Origin of the sequence: Pseudomonas oryzihabitans, from assembly GCF_024652905.1 — a bacterium.
GTDB classification, from domain to species: Bacteria; Pseudomonadota; Gammaproteobacteria; order Pseudomonadales; family Pseudomonadaceae; genus Chryseomonas; species Chryseomonas benzopyrenica.
In genome coordinates this window covers 1,238,787-1,260,160 of the sequence record NZ_CP102428.1, presented here as the reverse complement: position 1 = coordinate 1,260,160, position 21,374 = coordinate 1,238,787, and the positions used below count along the sequence as shown (strand labels likewise).

Below are 21,374 nucleotides of genomic sequence, written 5' to 3'. Positions count from 1 at the left end.
CGTATGGATGGAAGAACGGGATTTCGAGGCGCCATATGATAGCCAATCTGTATGGAAATGCACCAGGCTGGCGGCAAGATCGCTGTGAGAAGCCATCCGATCGCTCCAATCCCGCGCCAGCAGACGCCAGTCCTCGACCTGCGCCTCCAGCGCCGACCAGGCCATCGCCAGGTCGCCGCGACCGTTCCAGGCCAGCCACAGGTCACTGACCGCGGCGCCCAGTTCAGGGGTACCTGAGGCGACATAGCGCGCCAGAAAGGCCTCGAGCTTGACGAAGTGGGCGTCTTCCTCCTGCGGGTAGATGTGCCAGACAAAGGGGTGCGCCGCCCACTGGGCGCGGACGAAGGAGTCCTCGCCGCGGATGGCATTGAAGTCGCAACACCACAGCAGTCGGTCGTAGTCCTGCTGGGAGACGAAGGGCAGCACCTGCACCCGCAGGGCGCCGCGACGGTGACCGTCGCCGGCCTTGAGCCAGTCGACGCCGAGCCAGGCGGCGACGTTGGCCAGTACCCGGCCCTCCGGTACCAGCAGGCAGGTGGGGCGCGTGCCGGCGCTGAGGGCATCGAGCCAGTCGATCAGCGCCGGGTTCTCGTAGGCGAACAGCGAAAACAGCCGCTCGCTCGGCTGCCGCCGGACGCCTAACCGGCCGAGAAAGTCGTCCTGTGCCGCGGTGGCCTGCAGGAAGCCGTCACGCTGGTCGAGCAGCCCCTGCTCGCGCAGCAGTCCGCCCACCTTGGCGGTAAAACCGGGAAAGAAGAAATACTTGTTCAGCCCGGTGGGTTGCAGCGACGGCAGGGCGTGGCAGCCTTCGATCCATTCCTCCGCGCTCAGGTATTCCAAGTTCAGCCAGAGCGGTCGCTCGGCGCGACGCGCCATGGCCGTGACGAAGCCGTCCGGCAGCTGGCAGGCGAAGGCCTCCACCACCACGTCGCCCGGCTCCGCCGCGGTCCAGTCGGCGTGCCAGCGCCGTACTTCGACGCCGCGGTGCCATTGCTGCTCGGCCGCGCCATCGACCCCCGGCTGGATGCGTGCCAGGGGATAGAGGTCGTCGATCCAGAGGCGGACCTGCTGGTCATGTTCGGCGACCAGCTGATGGGCCAGGCGCCAGGTGATGCCGGCGTCACCATAGTTGTCCACCACGGTGCAGAAGATGTCCCAGGCTGCCATGCCATACCTCTAAGTCATTGATATCGAATCGTGTTCCGCCTCATCGACGGGTGGACGCAGGACGGCTTCCAGTGAACCCAATCACACCGCGCCCCCAGGCGGGTCGGTAGTATCCGCGCTTTTTCGGACGGATTCTCCATGTCGTTGCGCCCCGCCCTGCTGTTCTGCCTGAGCCTGGCTTCCTTGAGCTCCCTGGCGACCCCCCAGCCGCCTCGCACCTTCAGCGAAGCCAAGGTGGTCGCGGCCAAGGTCTATGCCAAGCAGGGCGTGGATTTCTATTGCGGTTGCCACTACAACGGCAAGACCGTGGACCTCAAGAGCTGTGGCTACGTCCCGCGCAAGAGCGCCCAGCGCGCCAGCCGTATCGAATGGGAACACATCGTGCCGGCCTGGGTGATCGGCCATCAGCGCCAATGCTGGCAGAAAGGCGGCCGCAAGAACTGCACCGCCAACGATCCGGTGTACCAGAAGGCCGAGGCCGATCTCTTCAACCTGGTGCCGGTGGTCGGCGAGGTCAATGGCGATCGCAGCAACTTCGCCTTCGGCTGGCTGCCGCAGAAACCGAGCCAGTACGGTGCCTGCCAGATGGTGGTGGACTTCAAGGCCAAGACCGCCATGCCGCGCCCGGAGATCCGCGGCATGGTGGCGCGCACCTACTTCTACATGAGCGACCGCTATGGTCTGCGCCTGTCCAAGCAGGACCGCCAGCTCTATACCGCCTGGACCAAGCAGTATCCGCCGGAAGCCTGGGAGCGCCAGCGCAACCAACGGCTGGCCTGCATCATGGGGCGTGGCAATCCCTATGTAGGCGAGACCAAGGCCTGCAAGTAAGGCGGTGCAGAGCCAGTTCAAAGGCTCTCAGGCTGCGGAGGGGATGCCGCTATGGAATCTCAGCTCGCGATCGCTGGAGGTGATCAACTCCACTTCCAGGGCGCGCACCTCGGCGATCTTGGCGTCGACAGCGTCGCGCTCGCCATAGAGATAGGCGAGCTTGAGATAGTCCTGGAAATGCCGGGCCTCGGAGGCCAGCAGGCCGCTGTAGAACTTGCCCAGCTCCGCGTCCAGGTGAGGCGCCACGGCACCGAAGCGTTCACAGGAGCGGCACTCGATGAAGGCGCCGATCACCAGGCTGTCGGTCAGCTTCAGCGGCTCGTGGTTGCGACAGAGCTTGCGCAGGGCACCGGCATAGCGGGCCGAACTGACGTTGCGGTGCTCGATGCCACGGCGCTTCATGATTTGCAGCACCTGCTCGAAATGGCGCAGCTCTTCACGGGCGATGCGGGACATCTTCCAGGACAGCTCGGCGCGATTGGAATAGGTGAACAGATAGTGAAAGGCGGCGCCAGCGGCCTTCTTCTCGTTGTTGGCGTGGTCCTGCAGCAGCGTCGGCAGATCCTGCAGCGCGGCCTCGACCCAGGCATCCGGCGTGCGGCAACCGAGGAATTCGTTCATCTCGGGCAAGGACATCAGCGTAATCCCGTGCAAAAGCCGCGCATTATAGAGAAAGGCGCGCGCCTGGGCAGCGCCGCTCGCCTGCTGGCACTCAGACGCGGCTGTCGACGCCTTCGAGCAGGAAGCGTGGGGCGATGTAGCGGTCGTAGTGGGCTTCGGAGAGCAGGAAGAATTCCCGGTCGATGGCATCGCGTAACTCGGCCAGCGGGCGCTCGCGAAACTCCGGCAAGAGGCGCACGCCATAGGCATCCAGCTGCTGGATGTAGCGCGCACCGCGGGCCAGCAGCTGGTAGGCCCAGCAGTATTCCGACTGATCCGGCCGGAAGCGGATGCTGCGCTGCTGCAATTGCTGGCGCAAAAGCCCCGGATCGAAGACATCGACCTTGGCCGACACCACCTGCACCAGCAGCAATTCCAGACGCGCCCAGACGGCGCGGCGCTCTTCTTCGCCGTAGAGATTCCAGTTCACCACCTCGTGGTGGAATCTCTTGCAGCCACGGCAGACGTGGTCGCCGAACATCGTCGAGCACAGGCCGACACAGGGCGTCTTGATGACAGGAGCGGGCATGGGCGGCAAGCCTTGGAGCAAAACGCCTAGTCTAGCCGGAAACGTCGGCGACCGGCGCGGGTGGCCCGCGCCGGTCGTGCAGAACCCCAGGCCAAATCACACCGCGGCGACGCTCCGGGTCGGCAGCGGATTGGCGCTACGGCGACTCAACCCATAGAAGAACAGCCCGCCGAGGAAGCAGCCGGTGAACCAGGCGAAGTTGGCGATGGGCTTGAACCAGGGCACGAAGGTGAAGCACAGGCCGATCAGCGCGGCGGCCACCAGTGCCTGGACCGCGACCCAATTGACGCCGCCGCTGTACCAGTAGGCGCCACTCGGGCTGTCGTCGAACAGCGCATCGACATCGATACGGCCCTTGCGCAGCAGGTAGTAGTCCACCAGCAGGATGCCGAACAGCGGGCCGATGCAGGACGCCAGGACGTCCAGGGTGTAGTGGATCACCTCGGGGTTGTTGAACAGATTCCAGGGGGTGAGAAAGATCGACGCCACCGCGGCGATCATGCCGCCCGCGCGCCAGCTGATCTTGCTCGGCGCCACGTTGGCGAAGTCGAAAGCGGGCGAAACGAAGTTGGCGACGATGTTGATGCCGATGGTGGCGGTGACGAAGGTGAAGGCACCCAGCAGCACCGCGGTCGTGTTGTCGATCCGCGCCACGGTGGCGATGGGATCGTGGATCATCTCGCCGAACACCGGAAGGGTGCCGGAGACGATCACCACGGTGACCAGGGAAAAGGCCAGGAAGTTGATCGGCAGGCCCCAGAAATTCCCGCGACGAACGTCCTGCATGGAGCGGCAGTAGCGGCTGAAGTCACCGAAGTTGAGCGTGGGCCCGGAGAAATAGGACACCACCAGGGCGATGGCGACGATCACCTGGCCAAAGGCCGCCCAGCCGGTCAGCTGCTTTTCCGCCAGGGTAAAGCTGATATTGCTCCAGCCGGCGCGCCAGACGATCCAGGCGGCGAGCAGGAACATCACCGCATAGACGGCAGGGCCAGCCCAGTCGATGAAGCGGCGAATGGACTCCATGCCGGCCCAGAACACGCAGGCCTGCAGGAACCAGAGGGTCAGAAAGCCACCCCAGCCCAGGTAGGAAAGACCCAGGAAATCGCTGTCGCCATAGACCGCCAACGCGGGGAAGAAGCGCAGCACCACGATGACCAGGGCGCTGGAGGCCAGGTAGGTCTGGATGCCGTACCAGGCCACCGCGATCAGGCCACGGATCACCGCTGGAATGTTCGCGCCGAAGACGCCGAAGGCCAGCCGGCAGACCACCGGATAGGGTACGCCGGCCTGCTGGCTGGGCCGGGCGACCAGATTGGCGATGACCTGAACGATGCAGATCCCCACCAGCAGCGCGATCAACACCTGCCAGCTGGCCAGCCCCAGGGCGAACAGGCTGGCGGCGAAGACATAGCCGCCGACGCTGTGCACGTCGCTCATCCAGAAGGCGAAGATGTTGTACCAGCTCCATTTCTGCTCGACCGGGCCGAGGTCTTCGTTGTACAGACGTGGGCTGTAGCCCGGGGGAATCTGCTGGTTCATGAATCGCCTCCTCCGTGGTGGCGGGTACCTGCATACGGCGCCCGCCTTTTTTTGTATACAATCCCACCGAGCAGAGACCGTGCCAGTTACCGCGAAATACCCTTAACTCGCTGGCTCACTAGGGATTTTTCACAGGAAAAGCTACCAATGCAGCATTCCAGACGTTACCGGACGTGCACTCCCCTGGGGCGTTTGGTGGCAGACAGGCGCTACCTTGGCGCACAGAGTCGACCAGATTCCCCCATCGTCGAGGCCCCATAACTTGTATACAATCTAGGCAAATCGCCGGAGCCAGCCCATGAGTGCAGTACCCTCGCCGCTCGCCGTTGCCGCCTCGCCCCGAGACGAACGGATCTACCAGGACATCCTCGACGCCATCGTCGAGCATCGCCTGAGCCCGGGCACCCGGCTGCCGGAAGACACCCTGGCGGAAACCTTCGGCATTAGCCGCACTGGCATTCGCAAGGTGCTGCAGCGGCTGGCCCTGGAACGCCTGGTGACCCTGCGCGCCAATCGCGGTGCCCAGGTCGCCCAGCCCAGCGCCAAGGAAGCCCAAGACATCCTCGCCGCGCGCCAGCTGATCGAACCGGCGCTGATGCCCCTGGTGGCCGCACGGGTCGACAGCGCCCAACTCGCGCCCTTGCGGCAGCTGTGCCTCGAGGAGCACGAGGCGCAGCATGGCGGCCGCCACAGCCTGGCGATCCAGCTGTCCGCGCGCTTCCACGTCGAACTCGCCGCCCTCGCCGACAACCAGGTGCTGACCGAGCAGGTCGCCCAACTGGCCAGTCGCTCCTCGCTGCTGATCGCCATCTATGGCTCGCGGCACAGCCTGGGTTGCGATTGCGGCCAGCACGAAGACCTGCTGGACCTGCTCGTCCAGGGCAAGGGCGCGGCCGCCAGCGACTGGATGGCGCAGCATCTGCGCCTTATCCGCGAATCCCTCCGGATCGACCGGCCCGTGGCCGCCGAGCCCGATTTCCGCAGCATCTTCAAACGCAGTTGAGGCGTCCCATGCAGATTCAGGTCATCAATCCCAATACCAGCGCCAGCATGACCGCCAAGATCGGTCGCGCAGCCCAGGCCATCGCCCGCCCGGGTACCACCATTCTCGCCAGCAACCCCGAAGCCGGTCCGGTCTCCATCGAGAGTCACTACGACGAAGCCGTGGCTGCGGTTGGCGTGATCGAGGAAATGCGCAAGGGCGTCGAGGCGGGCTGCGCGGCCCATGTCATCGCCTGCTTCGGCGATCCGGGCCTGCTGGCCGCGCGGGAAATGGCCAAGGGGCCGGTGCTGGGTATCGCCGAGGCTGGTTTTCACCTGGCCAGCCTGCTGGCCACCCGCTTCGCCGTGGTGACCACCCTCACCCGCACCCGCATCATCGCCGAGCACCTGCTGCAGCGTTACGGCTTCGCCGAGCTGTGCACCTCGGTGCGTTGCATCGACCTGCCAGTGCTGGCGCTGGAGGCCGCCGACGACAGCCTGATCGAGCTGATCGCCGCCGAGGGGCGTCGCGCCCGGGACGAGGAAGGTGCCGGGGCCATTGTGCTGGGCTGTGGCGGCATGGCCGATCTGCGCGAAGCCCTGAGCGAGGCCATCGGCATTCCGGTGATCGAAGGTGTCAGCGCCGCGGTCAAGCTGGCCGAATCCTTGGTCGACCTGGGCCTGGGCACCAGCAAGCACGGTGACCTGGCCTATCCCATCGCCAAGCCCTTCACCGGACGCTTCGCGCATCTGGGTCGCTAGGCTACGGCCAAGGTCTAACGGCATAACGCACACGATGCGACAACGCGGCGCTTAACTTCGCCAGAGGCTTGGCGTAGAATTAGGCAGCCTTATAGGCGCAATGTCCGATACGAAGCTGTTTTCAAAGCGTCACGAGTAAAGTTTCCGGCGACCTCCAGGCAGCGGCGGCCTCATCAACCGCCCTGCTGCCTGACCTGCTTCCCGCAGCAGCCGGCGTAAAACTTTGAAAACAGCTTCCAGCGGAATGCGTCCGGCGCGACGGCGGTCCTGCCCGCAGCCTCCCCCGTCATACCCTGCCGGATACATTTCGGGGCGCCAGCCCCCGGACGCAATATTGGACCACTGATGAGGGTCAACCTGTGCTTGAAGCCTATCGTAAACACGTAGAAGAGCGTGCCGCCCAGGGCATCGTGCCCCAGCCGCTGAACGCCGAACAAACGGCCGGTCTGGTCGAACTGCTGAAGAATCCCCCGGCCGGTGAGGAAGAATTCCTCGTCGACCTCATTACCAACCGCGTACCGCCGGGCGTCGACGAAGCCGCCTACGTGAAGGCCGGTTTCCTCTCCGCCATCGCCAAGGGCGAAGCCCAGTCCCCGCTGATCTCCCGTCAGCGCGCTACCGAGCTGCTGGGCACCATGCAGGGCGGCTACAACATCGCCACCCTGGTCGAGCTGCTGGACGACGCCGAACTGGGCGCCGTGGCCGCCGAGCAACTCAAGCACACCCTGCTGATGTTCGACGCCTTCCACGACGTGGCCGAGAAAGCCAAGGCGGGCAATGCCCACGCCAAGGCCGTCATGCAGTCCTGGGCCGAAGGCGAGTGGTACAGGAAGCGTCCGGAAATCGCCGAGAAGTACACCCTGACCGTGTTCAAGGTGCCAGGCGAGACCAACACCGACGACCTCTCCCCCGCCCCTGACGCCTGGTCGCGTCCGGACATCCCGCTGCACGCCCTGGCCATGCTGAAGATGGCCCGCGACGGCATCGTGCCCGAGCAACAAGGCAGCATCGGTCCGCTCAAGCAGATCGAGGAAGTGCGCGCCAAGGGCTTCCCGGTCGCCTACGTCGGTGACGTGGTCGGCACCGGTTCTTCCCGCAAGTCCGCCACCAACTCGGTGCTGTGGTTCTTCGGCGACGACATCCCCTACGTGCCCAACAAGCGCGCGGGCGGTTTCTGCTTCGGCTCCAAGATCGCGCCGATCTTCTACAACACCATGGAAGACGCCGGTGCCCTGCCGATCGAATTCGACGTGTCTGAGCTGGAAATGGGCGACGTCATCGACGTCTATCCCAAGGCTGGCAAGGTCACCCGCCATGGCAGCGACGAGGTGCTCGCCACCTTCGAACTCAAGACCCCCGTGCTGCTGGACGAAGTCCGCGCCGGCGGCCGTATCCCGCTGATCGTCGGCCGTGGCCTGACCGAGAAGGCGCGTGCCGAACTGGGCATGGGTCCGACCGACCTGTTCAACAAGCCGGACCAGCCGGCCGAGAGCAGCAAGGGCTACACCCTGGCGCAGAAGATGGTCGGCAAGGCCTGCGGCGTCGAGGGCGTGCGCCCCGGCACCTACTGCGAACCGAAGATGACCACCGTCGGTTCCCAGGACACCACCGGCCCGATGACCCGCGACGAGCTGAAGGACCTGGCCTGCCTGGGCTTCTCGGCTGACCTGGTGATGCAGTCCTTCTGCCACACCGCCGCCTATCCCAAGCCCATCGACGTCAAGACCCACCACACCCTGCCGGATTTCATCCGCACCCGTGGCGGTGTTTCCCTGCGTCCGGGCGACGGCATCATCCACAGCTGGCTGAACCGCATGCTGCTGCCCGACACCGTCGGCACCGGTGGCGATTCCCACACCCGCTTCCCGATCGGCATCTCCTTCCCGGCCGGTTCCGGTCTGGTGGCCTTCGCCGCGGCCACCGGCGTCATGCCGCTGGACATGCCGGAGTCGGTACTGGTGCGCTTCAAGGGCAAGATGCAGCCCGGGATCACCCTGCGTGACCTGGTGCATGCCATTCCCTACTACGCCATCCAGAAGGGCCTGCTGACCGTCGAGAAGAAAGGCAAGAAGAACATCTTCTCCGGCCGCATCCTCGAGATCGAAGGCCTGGAAGACCTGACCGTGGAGCAGGCGTTCGAGCTGTCCGATGCCTCCGCCGAGCGCTCCGCCGCCGGCTGCACCATCAAGCTGTCGCCGGAGTCCATCACCGAGTACCTGCAGTCCAACATCACCCTGCTGCGCTGGATGATCGAGGAAGGCTACGGTGACCCGCGTACCCTGGAGCGCCGTGCGCGCGCCATGGAAGCCTGGATCGCCAACCCGGAACTGCTCGCCGCCGATGCCGACGCCGAATACAGCGAAGTCATCGAGATCGACCTGTCCGAGGTCAACGAGCCCGTCCTGTGCGCCCCGAACGATCCGGACGACGCCCGCCTGCTGTCCCAGGTGGCCGGCGACAAGATCGACGAGGTGTTCATCGGTTCCTGCATGACCAACATCGGTCACTTCCGCGCCGCCGGCAAGCTGCTGGACAAGGTCAAGGGCTCGATTCCGACCCGCCTGTGGCTGTCGCCGCCGACCAAGATGGACCAGCACCAGCTGACCGAGGAAGGCTACTACGGCATCTACGGCAAGGCTGGCGCACGCATGGAAATGCCGGGCTGCTCGCTGTGCATGGGCAACCAGGCCCGCGTAGCCGCCAACGCCACCGTGGTGTCCACCTCCACCCGTAACTTCCCCAACCGCCTGGGCGACGGCGCCAACGTCTACCTGGCGTCGGCGGAACTGGCCGCGGTGGCCTCGATCCTGGGCAAGCTGCCCACCGTCGAGGAATACATGGAATACGCGAAGAGCATCGACAGCATGGCCGCGGACGTCTACCGCTACCTGAGCTTCGACCAGATCGCCGAATTCCGTGAAAGCGCCGAGAAGGCCCGTATCGCCGCCGTCGAAGTCTGACGTTAGCGTTAGGTACTGAAAAACCGCCCTTCGGGGCGGTTTTTTATTGCGCCGCGATCCTGGCTGTCCAGGACAGCTGCCTCCCCTTGAACCGGTCTTAAGCAGCGGTTAACCCAAACGCCCTACCCTCAAGTTTTCCTTCTATCGAGATCACCCTATGAAACGTCTTGTCATTGCGAGCCTATCCACCCTGTTGCTCGGTCTCAGCCAGACGACGATGGCAGCGGGCTGTATCAAGGGCGCCGTGGTTGGCGGCGTGGCGGGACATGTGGCTGGTCACCACGCCATCGCCGGTGCCGTCGCCGGTTGCGTCATCGGCCATCACATGGCGGCGAAGGCCAAGGAAGAGCAGCAGCACGGTCACGCCTGAATGCGATGAGGCGCTTTCCAGCGGTGGACATGAGTCGCTATCAACATCGCGACTATTCACCGAAGCAGCCATTCGCACGGCGCCTGAGACGGCTTTAACGCAGACTCTTCACGCTCTCCCCAAGCCCAGTCCGTATCGCGGCCATGGGCCGCTCCTGCAGCTTCAGGCATGGCTGTAGGAGCGGCCCATGGCCGCGATATCGATAGTCCGCCAACGACCCAGCGTCCAGGGCGACTTGGCGGCCAAGCTGTAGCGCAGGAGAACTGGCGAGGCTCGTCAAGGTCAATTGTTACAGGACATTACTTCGCACCCACGAGAGGTCGCCACCATGAAGCTCCTGCCTACCCTTGCCCTTTCCGCTCTGCTACTCGGCGCCAGCCAAGCCACCTTTGCCGCTGGCTGTGTCAAGGGCGCCGTGGTCGGCGGCGCCGCGGGCCATGTCGCCGGGGGTCACGGCGTCGCCGGTGCCGCCGCGGGCTGCGCCATCGGGCACCACGAGGCCAACAAGAAGGCCAAGGAAGACCAGCAGGCCGCGCCCAAGCAATAGTCACAAGGCCCCGCCAGCACTGGCGGGCGGGGCCGATTTAACGCTTTCTTTACGCCCCGCCACCGCTCCCCGCCTCGCTTCTTTACGCCCCTCCTCCCGACAATTTCTCCACGCGGCAACGGCCGTCTCTGGAGAACTCGTGATGACCCCTTGGAATCTTCTGGCCCTGCTCCTGGCACTGGGTCTGTTCGTCTATCTGCTGGCGGCGCTGCTGCGCGCCGGCCGATCCTAGGGAGGCGGCATGGATAGCCAAGCCGCGTTCCTGATCCTGGCCTTCCTGGCCCTGACCTTTCTTCCTGCCCCTTTCCTGGGGCGTTACTTCTACCGTGCGCTGGAAGGCGAGCGGACCTGGCTGACCTTTGTCGGCGGCCCCTTGGAGCGCCTGACGCTGAAGGTGGTAGGCACAGATGGTCGCGGCCAGGACTGGCGCACCTATGCCATCGCCCTGGTGCTGTTCAATGGGCTGGGCATCGGTCTGCTGTTCGCCATCCTCGTACTCCAGGGCGGTCTGCCGTTGAATCCGCAGCAGCTGCCCGGGCTGGAATGGACCCTGGCGCTGAACACCGCCATCAGTTTCGTCACCAACACCAACTGGCAGGCCTATAGCGGCGAAGCCTCGCTGAGCTACTTCAGCCAGATGGTTGGCCTGGGCGTGCAGAACTTCGTCAGCGCCGCGGTGGGCGTCGCCGTGCTGGCCGCCCTGGCCCGCGGCATCACCCGCCGCAGTGCCCAGGAGATCGGCAACTTCTGGGTCGATCTGTTTCGCGCCACCTTCTATGTGCTGCTGCCGCTGTGCGTGCCCCTCGCGCTGCTGCTGATCTGGCAGGGCGTGCCCCAGACCTTCGCCGCCTATGTCGATGCCACCACCCTGCAGGGCGCTAGCCAGACCCTGCCACTGGGCCCGGCGGCCAGCCAGATCGCGATCAAGCAGCTGGGTACCAACGGCGGCGGCTTCTTTGGCGTCAACTCGGCGCACCCCTTCGAGAACCCCACGGCGCTGAGCGATCTGCTGGAGCTGTCGGCCATCCTGATGATTCCGGCCGCGCTGGTGTTCAGCTTTGGCCACTACGTCAAGGATCGGCGGCAGAGCTGGGCGATCTTCGCCGCCATGTTCAGCCTGCTGGTGGTCGGAGGCGCCGTGGCCATCGGTGCCCAGAACCACGCCAACCCCGCGCTGGCCGGCCTGGCGATCACCCAGGGGGCGTCCCTGGAAGGCCTGGAGACCCGCTTCGGCGGTACCGCCTCGGCGCTCTGGGCAACGGTGACCACCGCCGCCTCCAACGGCTCGGTGAACGCCATGCATGACAGCCTGGCACCCCTGACCGGCCTGATCGCCCTGTTCAACATGATGCTCGGCGAGGTGATCTTTGGCGGCGTCGGCGCCGGTCTCTACGGCATGCTGCTCAATGTGCTGATCGCCGTCTTCATCGCCGGCCTGATGGTGGGTCGTACCCCGGAATACCTGGGCAAGAAGCTGGAAGCTCCCGAGGTGCGGCTGCTGGTGGCGACCCTGCTGGTCATGCCGCTGGGCGTGCTGGTGCTGGGCGCCATCGCTGCCAGCGTTCCGGCCGGCGTGGCCGGGATCGGCGCCAGCGGCCCCCATGGTGTCAGCCAGCTGCTCTATGCCTACACCTCGGCCACGGCCAACAACGGCTCGGCCTTTGGCGGCTTCAGCGCCAACACCCCCTTCCACAACCTGATGCTGAGCCTGGCCCTGCTGACCGGTCGCTTCGGCTACATCCTGCCGATTTTGGCCATCGCCGGCAGTCTGGCCGCCAAGCGACCCGTGCCGCTCGGTCCCAACAGCTTTCCCACCCACGGCCCGCTGTTCGTCACCCTGCTGGTGATCACCCTGCTGCTGGTGGGCGGCCTGACCTTCCTGCCGACGCTCGCCCTGGGGCCGATCGCCGACCATCTGCAACTGTTCGGAGTCCGCTGAAATGGATGCCCAGACCCACACCCTGCCCACTCCTACCCCTGGCACCCTGTGGCGCCAGGCGCTGCGGCAGGCCTTCGTCAAGCTCGACCCGCGCCAGCAGATCCGCTCGCCGGTGATGTTCGTGGTGGAGATCACCGCGCTGTTCTCCACCCTGCTGTGCCTGGCGCCCAACAATGGCGTGAGCACCGGGGTGGCGGTGCAGATCACCCTCTGGCTGTGGTTCACCCTGCTGTTCGCCAACTTCGCCGAAGCCCTCGCCGAGGGGCGTGGCAAGGCGCGCGCCGACAGCCTCAAGGGCATCGGCCAGAACCTCGCCGCGCGCCTGGAGGAAAACGGCGAGCAGCGCATGGTGCCGGCCAGCTCGCTGCGCAAGGGCCAGATCGTGCGTGTGGAAGCCGGCGAGCTGATCCCCGGTGACGGCGAGATCATCGAAGGCGTGGCCGCGGTCAACGAGGCGGCCATCACCGGTGAATCGGCGCCGGTGATCCGCGAATCCGGCGGCGATCGCTCGGCCGTCACCGGCAACACCCGAGTGGTGTCGGACTGGATCCGGGTGCGCATCACCGCCAACCCCGGCGAATCGACCCTGGACCGCATGATCGCCCTGGTGGAAGGCGCCAAGCGCCAGAAGACCCCCAACGAGGTCGCCTTGGACATCCTGCTGATCGGCCTGACGCTGATCTTCCTGCTGGTGGTGGTGACCCTGCAGCCCTTCGCCGCCCTGGCCGGTGGCGAGCTGCCGCTGCTTTTCCTGGTAGCGCTGCTGGTAACCCTGATCCCCACCACCATCGGCGGCCTGCTCTCGGCCATCGGCATCGCCGGCATGGATCGCCTGGTGCGGCTGAACGTGATCGCCACCTCGGGGCGCGCCGTGGAAGCCGCCGGTGACGTCCATACCCTGCTGCTGGACAAGACCGGCACCATCACCTTCGGCAATCGCCGGTGCAGCGCCCTGTACGCGGCCCAGGGCATCACCCCCAAGGCCCTGGCGGAGGGCGCCCTCTATGCCTCCCTTGCCGACGAAACCCCGGAAGGCCGCTCGGTGGTGGAATACCTGCGCAATCTGCACCCGCTGGAAGAGCCGCCGCGCGCCCAGGTCACGCCCATTCCCTTCAGCGCCGAGACGCGCCTGTCGGGCATCGACTGGCAGGGCCGCGCGTATCGCAAGGGTGCGGTGGACGCCGTGCTGCTGTTTCTCGGCCAGACCCGCGCCGACCTGCCGGAGGTCCTGGCCCGGGAGATCGAGACCATTGCCAAGAGCGGCGGCACCCCGCTGCTGGTCTGCGGCGAAGGCCGGCTGCTGGGCGCCATCCACCTCAAGGACGTGGTCAAGCCGGGGATTCGCGAGCGCTTCGCCGAGTTGCGTACCTTGGGCATCCGGACCGTGATGGTGACCGGCGACAACCCCCTCACCGCCACCGCCATCGCCGCCGAGGCCGGAGTGGACGACGTCATCGCCGAAGCCACCCCGGAGAAGAAGCTGGAGCGCATCCGCAGCGAACAGGCCGAGGGCAAGTTGGTGGCCATGTGCGGCGACGGCGCCAACGACGCCCCGGCCCTGGCCCAGGCCGATGTCGGCATGGCGATGAACGATGGCACCCAGGCCGCCCGCGAGGCCGCCAACCTGGTAGATCTGGATTCGGACCCCACCAAGCTGCTCGACGTGGTGCAGGTGGGCAAGGAACTGCTGGTGACCCGCGGCGCCCTGACCACTTTCTCGGTGGCCAACGACGTGGCCAAGTACTTCGCCATCCTGCCCGCGCTGTTCGCCGGCATCTATCCACAGCTGAACGTGCTTAACGTGATGCACCTGGCCAGTCCGCAGAGCGCCATCCTCTCGGCCATCGTGTTCAACGCCCTGATCATCGTCGCGCTGATTCCCCTGGCGCTGCGCGGGGTGCGGGTCAAGGCCGCCAGCGCCGCCGCCCTGCTGCGCCGCAACCTGCTGATCTATGGCCTGGGTGGCATCGTCGTGCCCTTCGTCGGCATCAAAGCTATCGACCTGGCGCTCGGCGCCCTGGGTCTGGTCTGAGGAAACCGCCATGCTCATGCAATTGCGTTCCGCCGTGTTGATGCTCCTGCTGCTCAGCGCCCTGACCGGGGGCGCCTACCCGCTGCTGGTGACGGTGCTCGGCCAGGCGCTGTTCGCCGACCAGGCCGGCGGCAGCCTGCTCCAGCGCGCCGACGGCGGCGTCCTCGGCTCACGCCTGATCGCGCAGAAATTCAGCGGCCCCGAGTGGTTCCAGCCGCGCCCTTCTGCCGGCGACTACGCCACCGTCTCCAGCAGTGCCAGCAACCTGGCGCAGTCGTCGCCAGCGCTGCGCGAGCGGATCGAGAAGGCGCTGCCCGACATCCAGATGGCTGGCCAAGGCCCGGTGCCCCAGGAGCTGGTGACCACCTCCGCCAGCGGCCTCGACCCGGACCTCACCCCGACCGGCGCCCGCTACCAGATCGCCCGGGTCGCGGCCGCACGCGGCCTGGCAGCGGAGCGCCTGGAAGCCCTGGTGAGCGAGCAGACGCGCACCTCGCGCTTCGGTCCGCCAACGGTTAATGTCCTGCTTCTCAATCTGGCCCTGGCGGAACTGGCTCCATGACCGACAGCACCGGGCGCGCCGAGGCGCTGCTCGCCGAACACCGCGAAGGCCGTGGCCGCCTCAAGGTCTTCCTGGGGGCGGCGCCCGGCGTGGGCAAGACCTACGCCATGCTGCAGGCGGCCCAGACCGCGCTGCGCCAGGGCCGCCGGGTGCGCGCCGGGATCGTTGAAACCCATGGGCGGCGGGAGACCGCCGCCCTCCTCGCCGGCCTGCCCCAGCAACCGCTGCGGCGGGTCGAGCATCGCGGCCTCAAGCTGACCGAACTGGATCTGGAAGGCCTGCTGGCCGATCCGCCGGAGCTGGTGCTGGTCGACGAACTGGCCCACAGCAACGCCCCCGGCAGTCGCCATGCCAAGCGCTGGCAGGACGTCGAAGACCTGCTCGCCGCCGGCCTCAACGTCTACACCACGGTCAATGTCCAGCACCTGGAAAGCCTCAATGACGAGGTGCGCGACATCACCGGCGTCCAGGTGCGCGAGACGGTGCCGGACCAGGTGCTGCTCGACGCCGATGACCTGGTGCTCATCGACCTGCCACCCCGGGAGTTGCTGGAGCGGCTGCGCGAGGGCAAGGTCTATGTGCCCGAGCAGGCGCGCGCGGCCATCGATGCCTTTTTCAGCCAGACCAATCTGACCGCCCTGCGCGAACTGGCCATGCGTACCGCCGCGGCCCAGGTGGATTCGGCGCTCGCCCTGAGATACCGCCAGCAGGGCCAGGCCGCGCCACCGCTGCTGGGTCGCCTGATCGTCGGCGCTGGCACCGCGCCTTCCGCGGAGCGCCTGGTGCGCCATGCCAGCCGCCTCGCCGACCAGCGCCACCTACCCTGGACCCTGATCCACGTCGACACCGGCCAGCCGCTGGACGACGCCGCCCGCGCCAACCTCCAGGCTAGCCAGCGCCTGGCCGAACGCCTGGGCGGCGAGGTGCTGACCCTGAGAGACAGCGATCCGGCCCGCGCCCTGGTCCGCCATGCCCGCGACCAGCGCGCCAGCGTGCTGCTGATCGGCCGCGGCCGGCCGCGCGGTTTCAGCCTGCGGCGTCGCCTGGCCAGTCGTCTGTTGCGCCTGGCCCAGGGACTGGAGATCGCCATCCTCGATCTGGATCGCGACGCCCCGGCCGCCGCCCGCCCGCGGCGGGCGATCAAACCCGGCCCCTATGGCGCCGCGATCCTGGCGACCACGGTAGCCGCGGCCATCGCCGAAGGCCTGTCCGGGCTGCTGGAACTGCCCAATATCTCGCTGATCTTTCTTGCCGCCGTCCTGCTGGTGGCGGTACGCAGCAGTCGCGGCCCGGCGCTGTTCTGCGCCCTGCTGGGCTTTCTCGCCTACGATTTCCTGTTCATTCCGCCGGCCTTCTCGCTGACCATCAACCGCGAGCAGGATGTCCTCACCCTGGCCTTCTTCCTGCTGATGGCGCTGCTCACCGGGGATCTGGCCGCTCGCCAGCGGCGCCAGTTGCAGGCGCTACGCCTGACCCAGCGCGAGACGCTGGCGCTACTGGATTTCACCCGTCAGCTGAGCGCCGCCAGCGATCGCCAGGCGGTGGTCAGTGTCACGCTCAAGCAATTGGGCGACGCGACTCGCCACGTCTGCCTGCTGCTGCCGGAAAAGGCCGGGCAGTTGGTGACCCAACCGGGCGATCTGACCCTGGCCAACAACGAGCGCATCGCCGCCGAATGGGCCTGGAAGCAGGAAAAGCCGGCCGGTCGCGGCACCGACACCCTGCCCTCCGGCGGCTGGTGGTGGTGGCCGCTGCTGAGTGAGAGCGGCAGCTTGGCTGTGCTGGGCGTGCGACGAGACAACGCCCAACCCCTGGACCACGCGGAGCGTCGCCAGCTGGCCAGCCTGGCGCAGCCCCTGGGCCAGGCCCTGGCACGGGTCCGCCTCAGCGAGGATCTGGAGGCCGCCCGCCTGCACGGCGAGACCGAACAGCTGCGCAGCGCCCTGCTCGCCTCGGTGTCCCATGACCTGCGCACGCCGCTGACGGTGATGCGCGGCTCCATCGACGCCTTGGCCACCCTCGGGGACGCCATTCCCGCCAGCGATCGACAGGAACTGCTGGAAGCCACCCGCCAGGAGGCCGAACGCCTCGATCGCTATATCCAGAATCTGCTGGACATGACCCGCCTCGGCCACGGCAGCTTGCAGCTGGCACGGGACTGGGTCGACCCCGGCGACATCCTCGCCAGCGCCCTGCAGCGCCTGCAGCCGCTGCTGAGCGGATTGCAGGTAGCCACCCGGATCGAGGCGGGTCTGCCACTGCTCTGGGTTCATCCGGCGCTGATCGAACAGGCGCTGGTCAATGTGCTGGAGAACGCCATCCGCTTTTCCGTACCCGGTGGCCGGCTGGAGATCAGCCTGCTACGCCAGGGAGGTGAACTGCAGATCGCCGTAGCCGACGAAGGCCCGGGCATCCCGCCGGAAGAGCGCCCACGGATCTTCGACATGTTCTATACCGCCGCGCGGGGTGACCGGGGCGGCCAGGGCACCGGCCTGGGCCTGGCGATCTGCCAGGGCATGGTGGGCGCCCATGGCGGGCGGGTCAGCGTGGAAGACGGCCTGGACGGTCGTGGCACCACGCTGCGGATGCACCTGCCGCTACCGGCGGCGCCACCTGCGGAATAAGGCTGCGTATCCCTGCAGTACCAGACGCTATGATGATGCCCTCTTGCCTGGAAAGCCCCAGATGCCCGCTCACGTCCTCGTCATCGACGACGAACCCCAGATCCGCAAATTCCTGCGCATCAGCCTCGCGGCCCGGGGCTATCAGGTCAGTGAAGCCGCCACCGGCACCGAGGGCCTCGCCCAGGCGGCGCTGGGCCAGCCGGATCTGGTCATCCTCGACCTGGGCCTGCCCGATCGCGACGGCCAGGACGTGCTGGTCGAATTGCGCGAATGGTCCGCGGTGCCGGTGCTGGTGCTATCGGTACGGGCGGACGAGCGCGAGAAGGTCCGCGCCCTGGATGCAGGCGCCAACGACTATGTGACCAAGCCCTTCGGTATCCAGGAATTCCTGGCGCGCAGTCGCGCCCTGCTCCGCCAGAGCCCGACCACGGCGACCCCGCAGATCGCGGCCTTGGACGTGGGTGACTTGAGAGTGGATTTCGCCTATCGCCGGGTCACTCTGGCCGCGAGCGAGATCGCTCTGACGCGCAAGGAATACGCCGTGCTGGCCGCCCTCGCCCACTATCCAGGACGCGTAGTAACTCAGCGCCAGTTGCTGATCGATATCTGGGGCCCGACCCATGCGCAGGACAGTCATTATTTGCGCATCGTGATCGGCCATCTCCGACAGAAGTTGGCAGACGATCCGGTCGCCCCGCGTTATATCGTGACGGAGCCCGGTGTGGGCTATCGCCTGCGTCACGACGGTTAGTCCGCCTAGGCTGGATAGGATTCGTCCATTAAGAAAAGCACCTGCCCGCCCAGTCTTCACTTTCCGAAGCGCCTGCAAAAGCGCGACCGGCATGGCCTTCCAACCCCGGCGTAGAAGCATTGAAGATATGATGAATATGACCGGAATCGGCGACCAAGATGCGCATGGACGACAATCGCCCGATATTGGCGGTCTGATGCTGGCGGAATTGCGGAACGTGCTCAGGCGGCTCTAGCGGTAGAAAGATTCCGGTCGGTAGACACGTCTTGCACGGCACCGACCGAAACCCGGGTAACGCCTTACTGCAACCAGCCTTCCACGGTATCGGCGCCGTGTTCGGCTTTCCAAGCCTTGAGCACTTTGTGGTTGCCGCCCTTGGTCTCGATGATCTCGCCGGTCTTGGGGTGCTGATAACGCTTGGTGCTGCGTGGGCGACGCTTGCCAACCGGCTTTTCCGGATGCGGCGTCTGGGCCTTGTGCTTGGGGGCGGCGTTCGGATCCAGGATGCCGATGATATCGCCCAGGTTCATCTGGTATTCGTCCATCAACTCCTGCAGCTTGCTTTCGAATTCGATTTCCTTCTGCAGGGAACTGTCCTGCTTGAGGTCTTCGAGCAATTGCAGCTGAGCACGAAGTTGTTCTTCGGCAGCACGGAATTCGGCGAGACGGGACATGGACGCTCCTGACAACAACATGAAAAAGGGAATGTAGGATTTCGCCCGCGGGCGAAACTTGAACGCGAAGATAAAGGATTGATGTCACGGTTGCCAGTGGCAAATAACCTTTTTGTAAAATAGGGGGCATTATGCGCGATGGCAAGTTTGAACGTTAAGAAAAGGTTAAGCCAAGCCGATGAATCGACGCTGGCAGACGCCAATACTCAAAGTTTCCGGTGAAGCAGGTAGTTGCAGGCTATAGCGCAAGGAAGACCGGCCGATTAAAAGTTCCAATCCTAACTTGCATAATCGATGAGAACTTGGTTGAACCGCGATCAGTTCCTTTGAAAAAGCGTTGGAGAAACGCGCTGGAATGGACCTCAGGCGGACGCATCCAGATCCAGCTGCGCTTCAGGCGCGGGTTGCCAATTGAAGGTATGGGCTATTACCCGCCGGTATTCAGTATCTATGGCCACCGGCGTTCGGCGAATATAGTCCCGCGCGTGAGCCTGGCGCTCAAGGTCGAGTTTACGCAGGTAGTCGAGCGCCTCTTCCACGCTGGGCATGCGCTGATTGAGGCCACCGCTGCGCGGCGGCAAGGCAGTCCAGACCACCGCATCGAGCCCCTGCTCGCCTGCCCACGCTGCGATTCGTTGCTGGAATGGCGATTGCGGACCGCTTGGCCAGCTGCCAATGCACGCGGGCTGCTCGACTGGAACGCCTTCGCGCTCGCGCAGGGCTTCGCGGGCCGCTTCCAGGGTGTCGACCGCAAGAAAGGCCCAGAGTACCTGGACCTCGGCCACACCTTCGCAAAGCACCGTGGCCAATTCGCCGCTGTCACCCTCTCGTGCGAATTCGATGGGCAACAGGGGGCCCTCGGCGAACCAGTCCGAGGCGACCGGCAATTCCGCCGCCTTCCAGATCAACGAACCCCAACCCAGACAGGCGATCTTCATGGCCACTCCCGTAAACCGACAATAGCCATTGGAGGCTACCGAGGCGTTGGGGTTTCCAGGCAGCAAGACTTGGCGACAAAAGTACCGGACGAAAAAAAGCGGCCACAAGGGCCGCTTCTTTCGATACCCGCGAGGCAGAGCTCATGGGTGGTATATGGCGCAGCGGACGGGACTCGAACCCGCGACCCCCGGCGTGACAGGCCGGTATTCTAACCGACTGAACTACCGCTGCGCATGGAAGCCTTGCGGCATCCGGCTGGCAGTTGCCGAGAACCTGTTCAGCGGGGGTTCTCTGCACCAGCGGCGGCTAAGATACTGATTTATCAGGGAAGAAACAACAGGCGTAGAGAAAATATTTCTCGCCGTGCACCGGCGGCGGCGAAAGCCCTCGTCTCGTTCAGGCCGTGGCGCCAGCGGCCTGCTGCCTGAGCAGGCCGAGAAATCCTTCCAGGGCCGCGCTGGGTACCTGCCCCGTGCGCAGCAGGATACCGAAGGGCGTCAGGGGTTCGGTGATTTCCAGGTCGAGCGAGACCATCAGCCCGGTACGCAGGTGATCGCGCACCACCGCCTCGGTTAATACCAGGATGGCGTCGGTGATCTGCACCAGTTGCAGCATGGCGAACACCGAGCCGCATTCGATGACGTCTGCGGGGGGCGGCAGCTGACGGCGGGCGAAAGCCGCTTCCAGCGCCACCCGTGCCGGACTGGCCTCGGGTTGCAGGATCCACGGCCAGTCCGCCACCAGTTCCGCCAGATCGGGCGTGATGCGACCGGTCAGCGGATGTCCGGTACGCACCACTACGGCCAGATGCTCGTTGCCCAGCGGCTCGAAGACGAAACGCCCGCGGTCCGCCGGCTGGGTGAACCGGGCGATGGCCACGTCGATCCGTTCCTGCTCGAGCAATTCGGTGAGCTGATCGCTGGTGTCGCCTAGGATGCGTAGCTGCAGGCCCGGCTGGCGCGCCTTGCTTTCGGCGATGGCCCGCACCACGAGGTCGGGCAAGGCACCCATGATGGCGCCGATTGCGAGATGCCCGTACCCCCCGGCGCGTCGCGCATTGAGATCTTCGGCGCAACGATCCAGACCGTTGAGGGCGCGCCTGGCGAAGTCGAGGACCTCTTCTCCCAGCGCGGTCGCTTGCAACCCGCGCGCCTGACGCTCGAACAGCACGCAGCCAAAGGCCTCCTCCACGTCCTGCAGCATGCGCGTGGTGGCCGGCTGCGACATGTGCAGGGCTTCGGCAGCACGGTGCAGATTGCGGGTCCCGGCCAGGGTCACCAGCATCAGCAGGTGCTTGTAGCGCAGCCGGCCGAACAGCGCACGGGCATGGGGGGAAGCGTTCATCGGCAGCATCCTGGAGGCGCGAGCGGAGGCGTCCAGCCGGGCTCAACGGCTCTGGCCAGGCGGGTGAGGCATACCGATACCTTAAGGGTATCGGTCCTAAACAAAAAGCGATTATCCAGGCATTGCGACTGCGACTACCTTGAGCCGTGGCCGAATCACA

At 65.8% G+C, this 21,374-nt stretch carries 18 protein-coding genes, 1 tRNA gene and 1 pseudogene; 12 read left to right on the top strand and 8 right to left on the bottom strand.

Annotated features, from left to right (window positions below):
• Window positions 1-39: 39 nt before the first annotated feature.
• Window positions 40-1,167 (bottom strand): annotated as a pseudogene (gene earP / locus NRG74_RS05835) (elongation factor P maturation arginine rhamnosyltransferase EarP); the annotation flags it as partial.
• A gap of 138 nt (window positions 1,168-1,305) precedes the next feature.
• On the opposite strand from earP, the gene NRG74_RS05830 reads away from it, so the two are divergent.
• Complete coding sequence (locus tag NRG74_RS05830; protein WP_257705994.1) at window positions 1,306-1,998, top strand: endonuclease I family protein; 693 nt, start codon at window positions 1,306-1,308, stop codon at window positions 1,996-1,998.
• 27 nt (window positions 1,999-2,025) lie between these two features.
• Here NRG74_RS05830 and NRG74_RS05825 read toward each other — a convergent pair whose 3' ends face one another.
• The 3 genes from NRG74_RS05825 to NRG74_RS05815 form a co-directional block, all read right to left on the bottom strand.
• On the bottom strand, window positions 2,026-2,637 hold the full coding sequence (locus NRG74_RS05825; protein ID WP_257706563.1) for a tRNA-(ms[2]io[6]A)-hydroxylase: 612 nt from the start codon (window positions 2,635-2,637) through the stop codon (window positions 2,026-2,028).
• Window positions 2,638-2,710: 73 nt separating this feature from the next.
• Window positions 2,711-3,187: a DUF1289 domain-containing protein gene (locus NRG74_RS05820; RefSeq protein ID WP_257705993.1), complete on the bottom strand. Its 477-nt coding sequence runs from the start codon at window positions 3,185-3,187 to the stop codon at window positions 2,711-2,713.
• Between the two features lie 96 nt (window positions 3,188-3,283).
• Window positions 3,284-4,729 carry an NCS1 family nucleobase:cation symporter-1 gene (locus NRG74_RS05815; RefSeq protein ID WP_257705992.1) on the bottom strand — a complete coding sequence of 482 codons (1,446 nt, stop codon included), beginning with the start codon at window positions 4,727-4,729 and terminating at the stop codon, window positions 3,284-3,286.
• A gap of 298 nt (window positions 4,730-5,027) precedes the next feature.
• Between NRG74_RS05815 and NRG74_RS05810 the strand changes: the two genes are divergently transcribed.
• The 11 genes from NRG74_RS05810 (at window position 5,028) to NRG74_RS05760 (ending at window position 18,257) form a co-directional block, all read left to right on the top strand.
• Window positions 5,028-5,732, top strand: coding sequence for a GntR family transcriptional regulator (locus NRG74_RS05810; RefSeq protein ID WP_257705991.1), 705 nt, complete (start codon window positions 5,028-5,030; stop codon window positions 5,730-5,732).
• 8 nt (window positions 5,733-5,740) lie between these two features.
• Window positions 5,741-6,472, top strand: a complete 732-nt coding sequence (locus NRG74_RS05805) for an aspartate/glutamate racemase family protein (RefSeq protein ID WP_257705990.1) — start codon at window positions 5,741-5,743, stop codon at window positions 6,470-6,472.
• A 359-nt stretch (window positions 6,473-6,831) separates the two neighbouring features.
• Window positions 6,832-9,432, top strand: coding sequence for a bifunctional aconitate hydratase 2/2-methylisocitrate dehydratase (gene acnB / locus NRG74_RS05800; RefSeq protein WP_257705989.1), 2,601 nt, complete (start codon window positions 6,832-6,834; stop codon window positions 9,430-9,432).
• A gap of 157 nt (window positions 9,433-9,589) precedes the next feature.
• Window positions 9,590-9,802 (top strand): hypothetical protein, encoded by a 213-nt coding sequence (locus tag NRG74_RS05795; RefSeq protein WP_017640470.1) that lies wholly within the window; start codon window positions 9,590-9,592, stop codon window positions 9,800-9,802.
• 328 nt (window positions 9,803-10,130) lie between these two features.
• Window positions 10,131-10,349 (top strand): hypothetical protein, encoded by a 219-nt coding sequence (locus NRG74_RS05790; RefSeq protein WP_017640469.1) that lies wholly within the window; start codon window positions 10,131-10,133, stop codon window positions 10,347-10,349.
• Window positions 10,350-10,491: 142 nt separating this feature from the next.
• Window positions 10,492-10,581 carry a potassium-transporting ATPase subunit F gene (locus NRG74_RS05785; RefSeq protein WP_017640468.1) on the top strand — a complete coding sequence of 30 codons (90 nt, stop codon included), beginning with the start codon at window positions 10,492-10,494 and terminating at the stop codon, window positions 10,579-10,581.
• Window positions 10,582-10,590: 9 nt separating this feature from the next.
• Window positions 10,591-12,288 carry a potassium-transporting ATPase subunit KdpA gene (gene kdpA, locus NRG74_RS05780; protein ID WP_257705987.1) on the top strand — a complete coding sequence of 566 codons (1,698 nt, stop codon included), beginning with the start codon at window positions 10,591-10,593 and terminating at the stop codon, window positions 12,286-12,288.
• Between the two features lies 1 nt (window position 12,289).
• Window positions 12,290-14,320: a potassium-transporting ATPase subunit KdpB gene (gene kdpB / locus NRG74_RS05775; RefSeq protein ID WP_257705986.1), complete on the top strand. Its 2,031-nt coding sequence runs from the start codon at window positions 12,290-12,292 to the stop codon at window positions 14,318-14,320.
• A gap of 10 nt (window positions 14,321-14,330) precedes the next feature.
• On the top strand, window positions 14,331-14,882 hold the full coding sequence (kdpC, locus tag NRG74_RS05770; protein ID WP_257705985.1) for a potassium-transporting ATPase subunit KdpC: 552 nt from the start codon (window positions 14,331-14,333) through the stop codon (window positions 14,880-14,882).
• Window positions 14,879-17,506: a sensor histidine kinase gene (locus tag NRG74_RS05765; protein ID WP_257705984.1), complete on the top strand. Its 2,628-nt coding sequence runs from the start codon at window positions 14,879-14,881 to the stop codon at window positions 17,504-17,506. The genes kdpC and NRG74_RS05765 overlap by 4 nt, the downstream gene beginning before the upstream one ends.
• A 61-nt stretch (window positions 17,507-17,567) precedes the next feature.
• Window positions 17,568-18,257, top strand: coding sequence for a response regulator (locus NRG74_RS05760; protein WP_257705983.1), 690 nt, complete (start codon window positions 17,568-17,570; stop codon window positions 18,255-18,257).
• A 299-nt stretch (window positions 18,258-18,556) separates the two neighbouring features.
• Here NRG74_RS05760 and NRG74_RS05755 read toward each other — a convergent pair whose 3' ends face one another.
• The 4 genes from NRG74_RS05755 to NRG74_RS05740 all read right to left on the bottom strand — a co-directional run bounded on the left by NRG74_RS05755 (window position 18,557) and on the right by NRG74_RS05740 (window position 21,214).
• On the bottom strand, window positions 18,557-18,931 hold the full coding sequence (locus tag NRG74_RS05755; RefSeq protein WP_017640462.1) for a histone-like nucleoid-structuring protein, MvaT/MvaU family: 375 nt from the start codon (window positions 18,929-18,931) through the stop codon (window positions 18,557-18,559).
• A gap of 362 nt (window positions 18,932-19,293) precedes the next feature.
• A complete protein-coding gene (locus tag NRG74_RS05750; RefSeq protein ID WP_257705982.1) occupies window positions 19,294-19,869 on the bottom strand; it encodes a hypothetical protein in 576 nt (191 codons plus the stop codon).
• Window positions 19,870-20,024: 155 nt separating this feature from the next.
• Window positions 20,025-20,101 (bottom strand) — tRNA-Asp (locus NRG74_RS05745).
• Between the two features lie 165 nt (window positions 20,102-20,266).
• On the bottom strand, window positions 20,267-21,214 hold the full coding sequence (locus NRG74_RS05740) for a LysR family transcriptional regulator (protein ID WP_093251439.1): 948 nt from the start codon (window positions 21,212-21,214) through the stop codon (window positions 20,267-20,269).
• Between the last annotated feature and the right edge of the window lie 160 nt (window positions 21,215-21,374).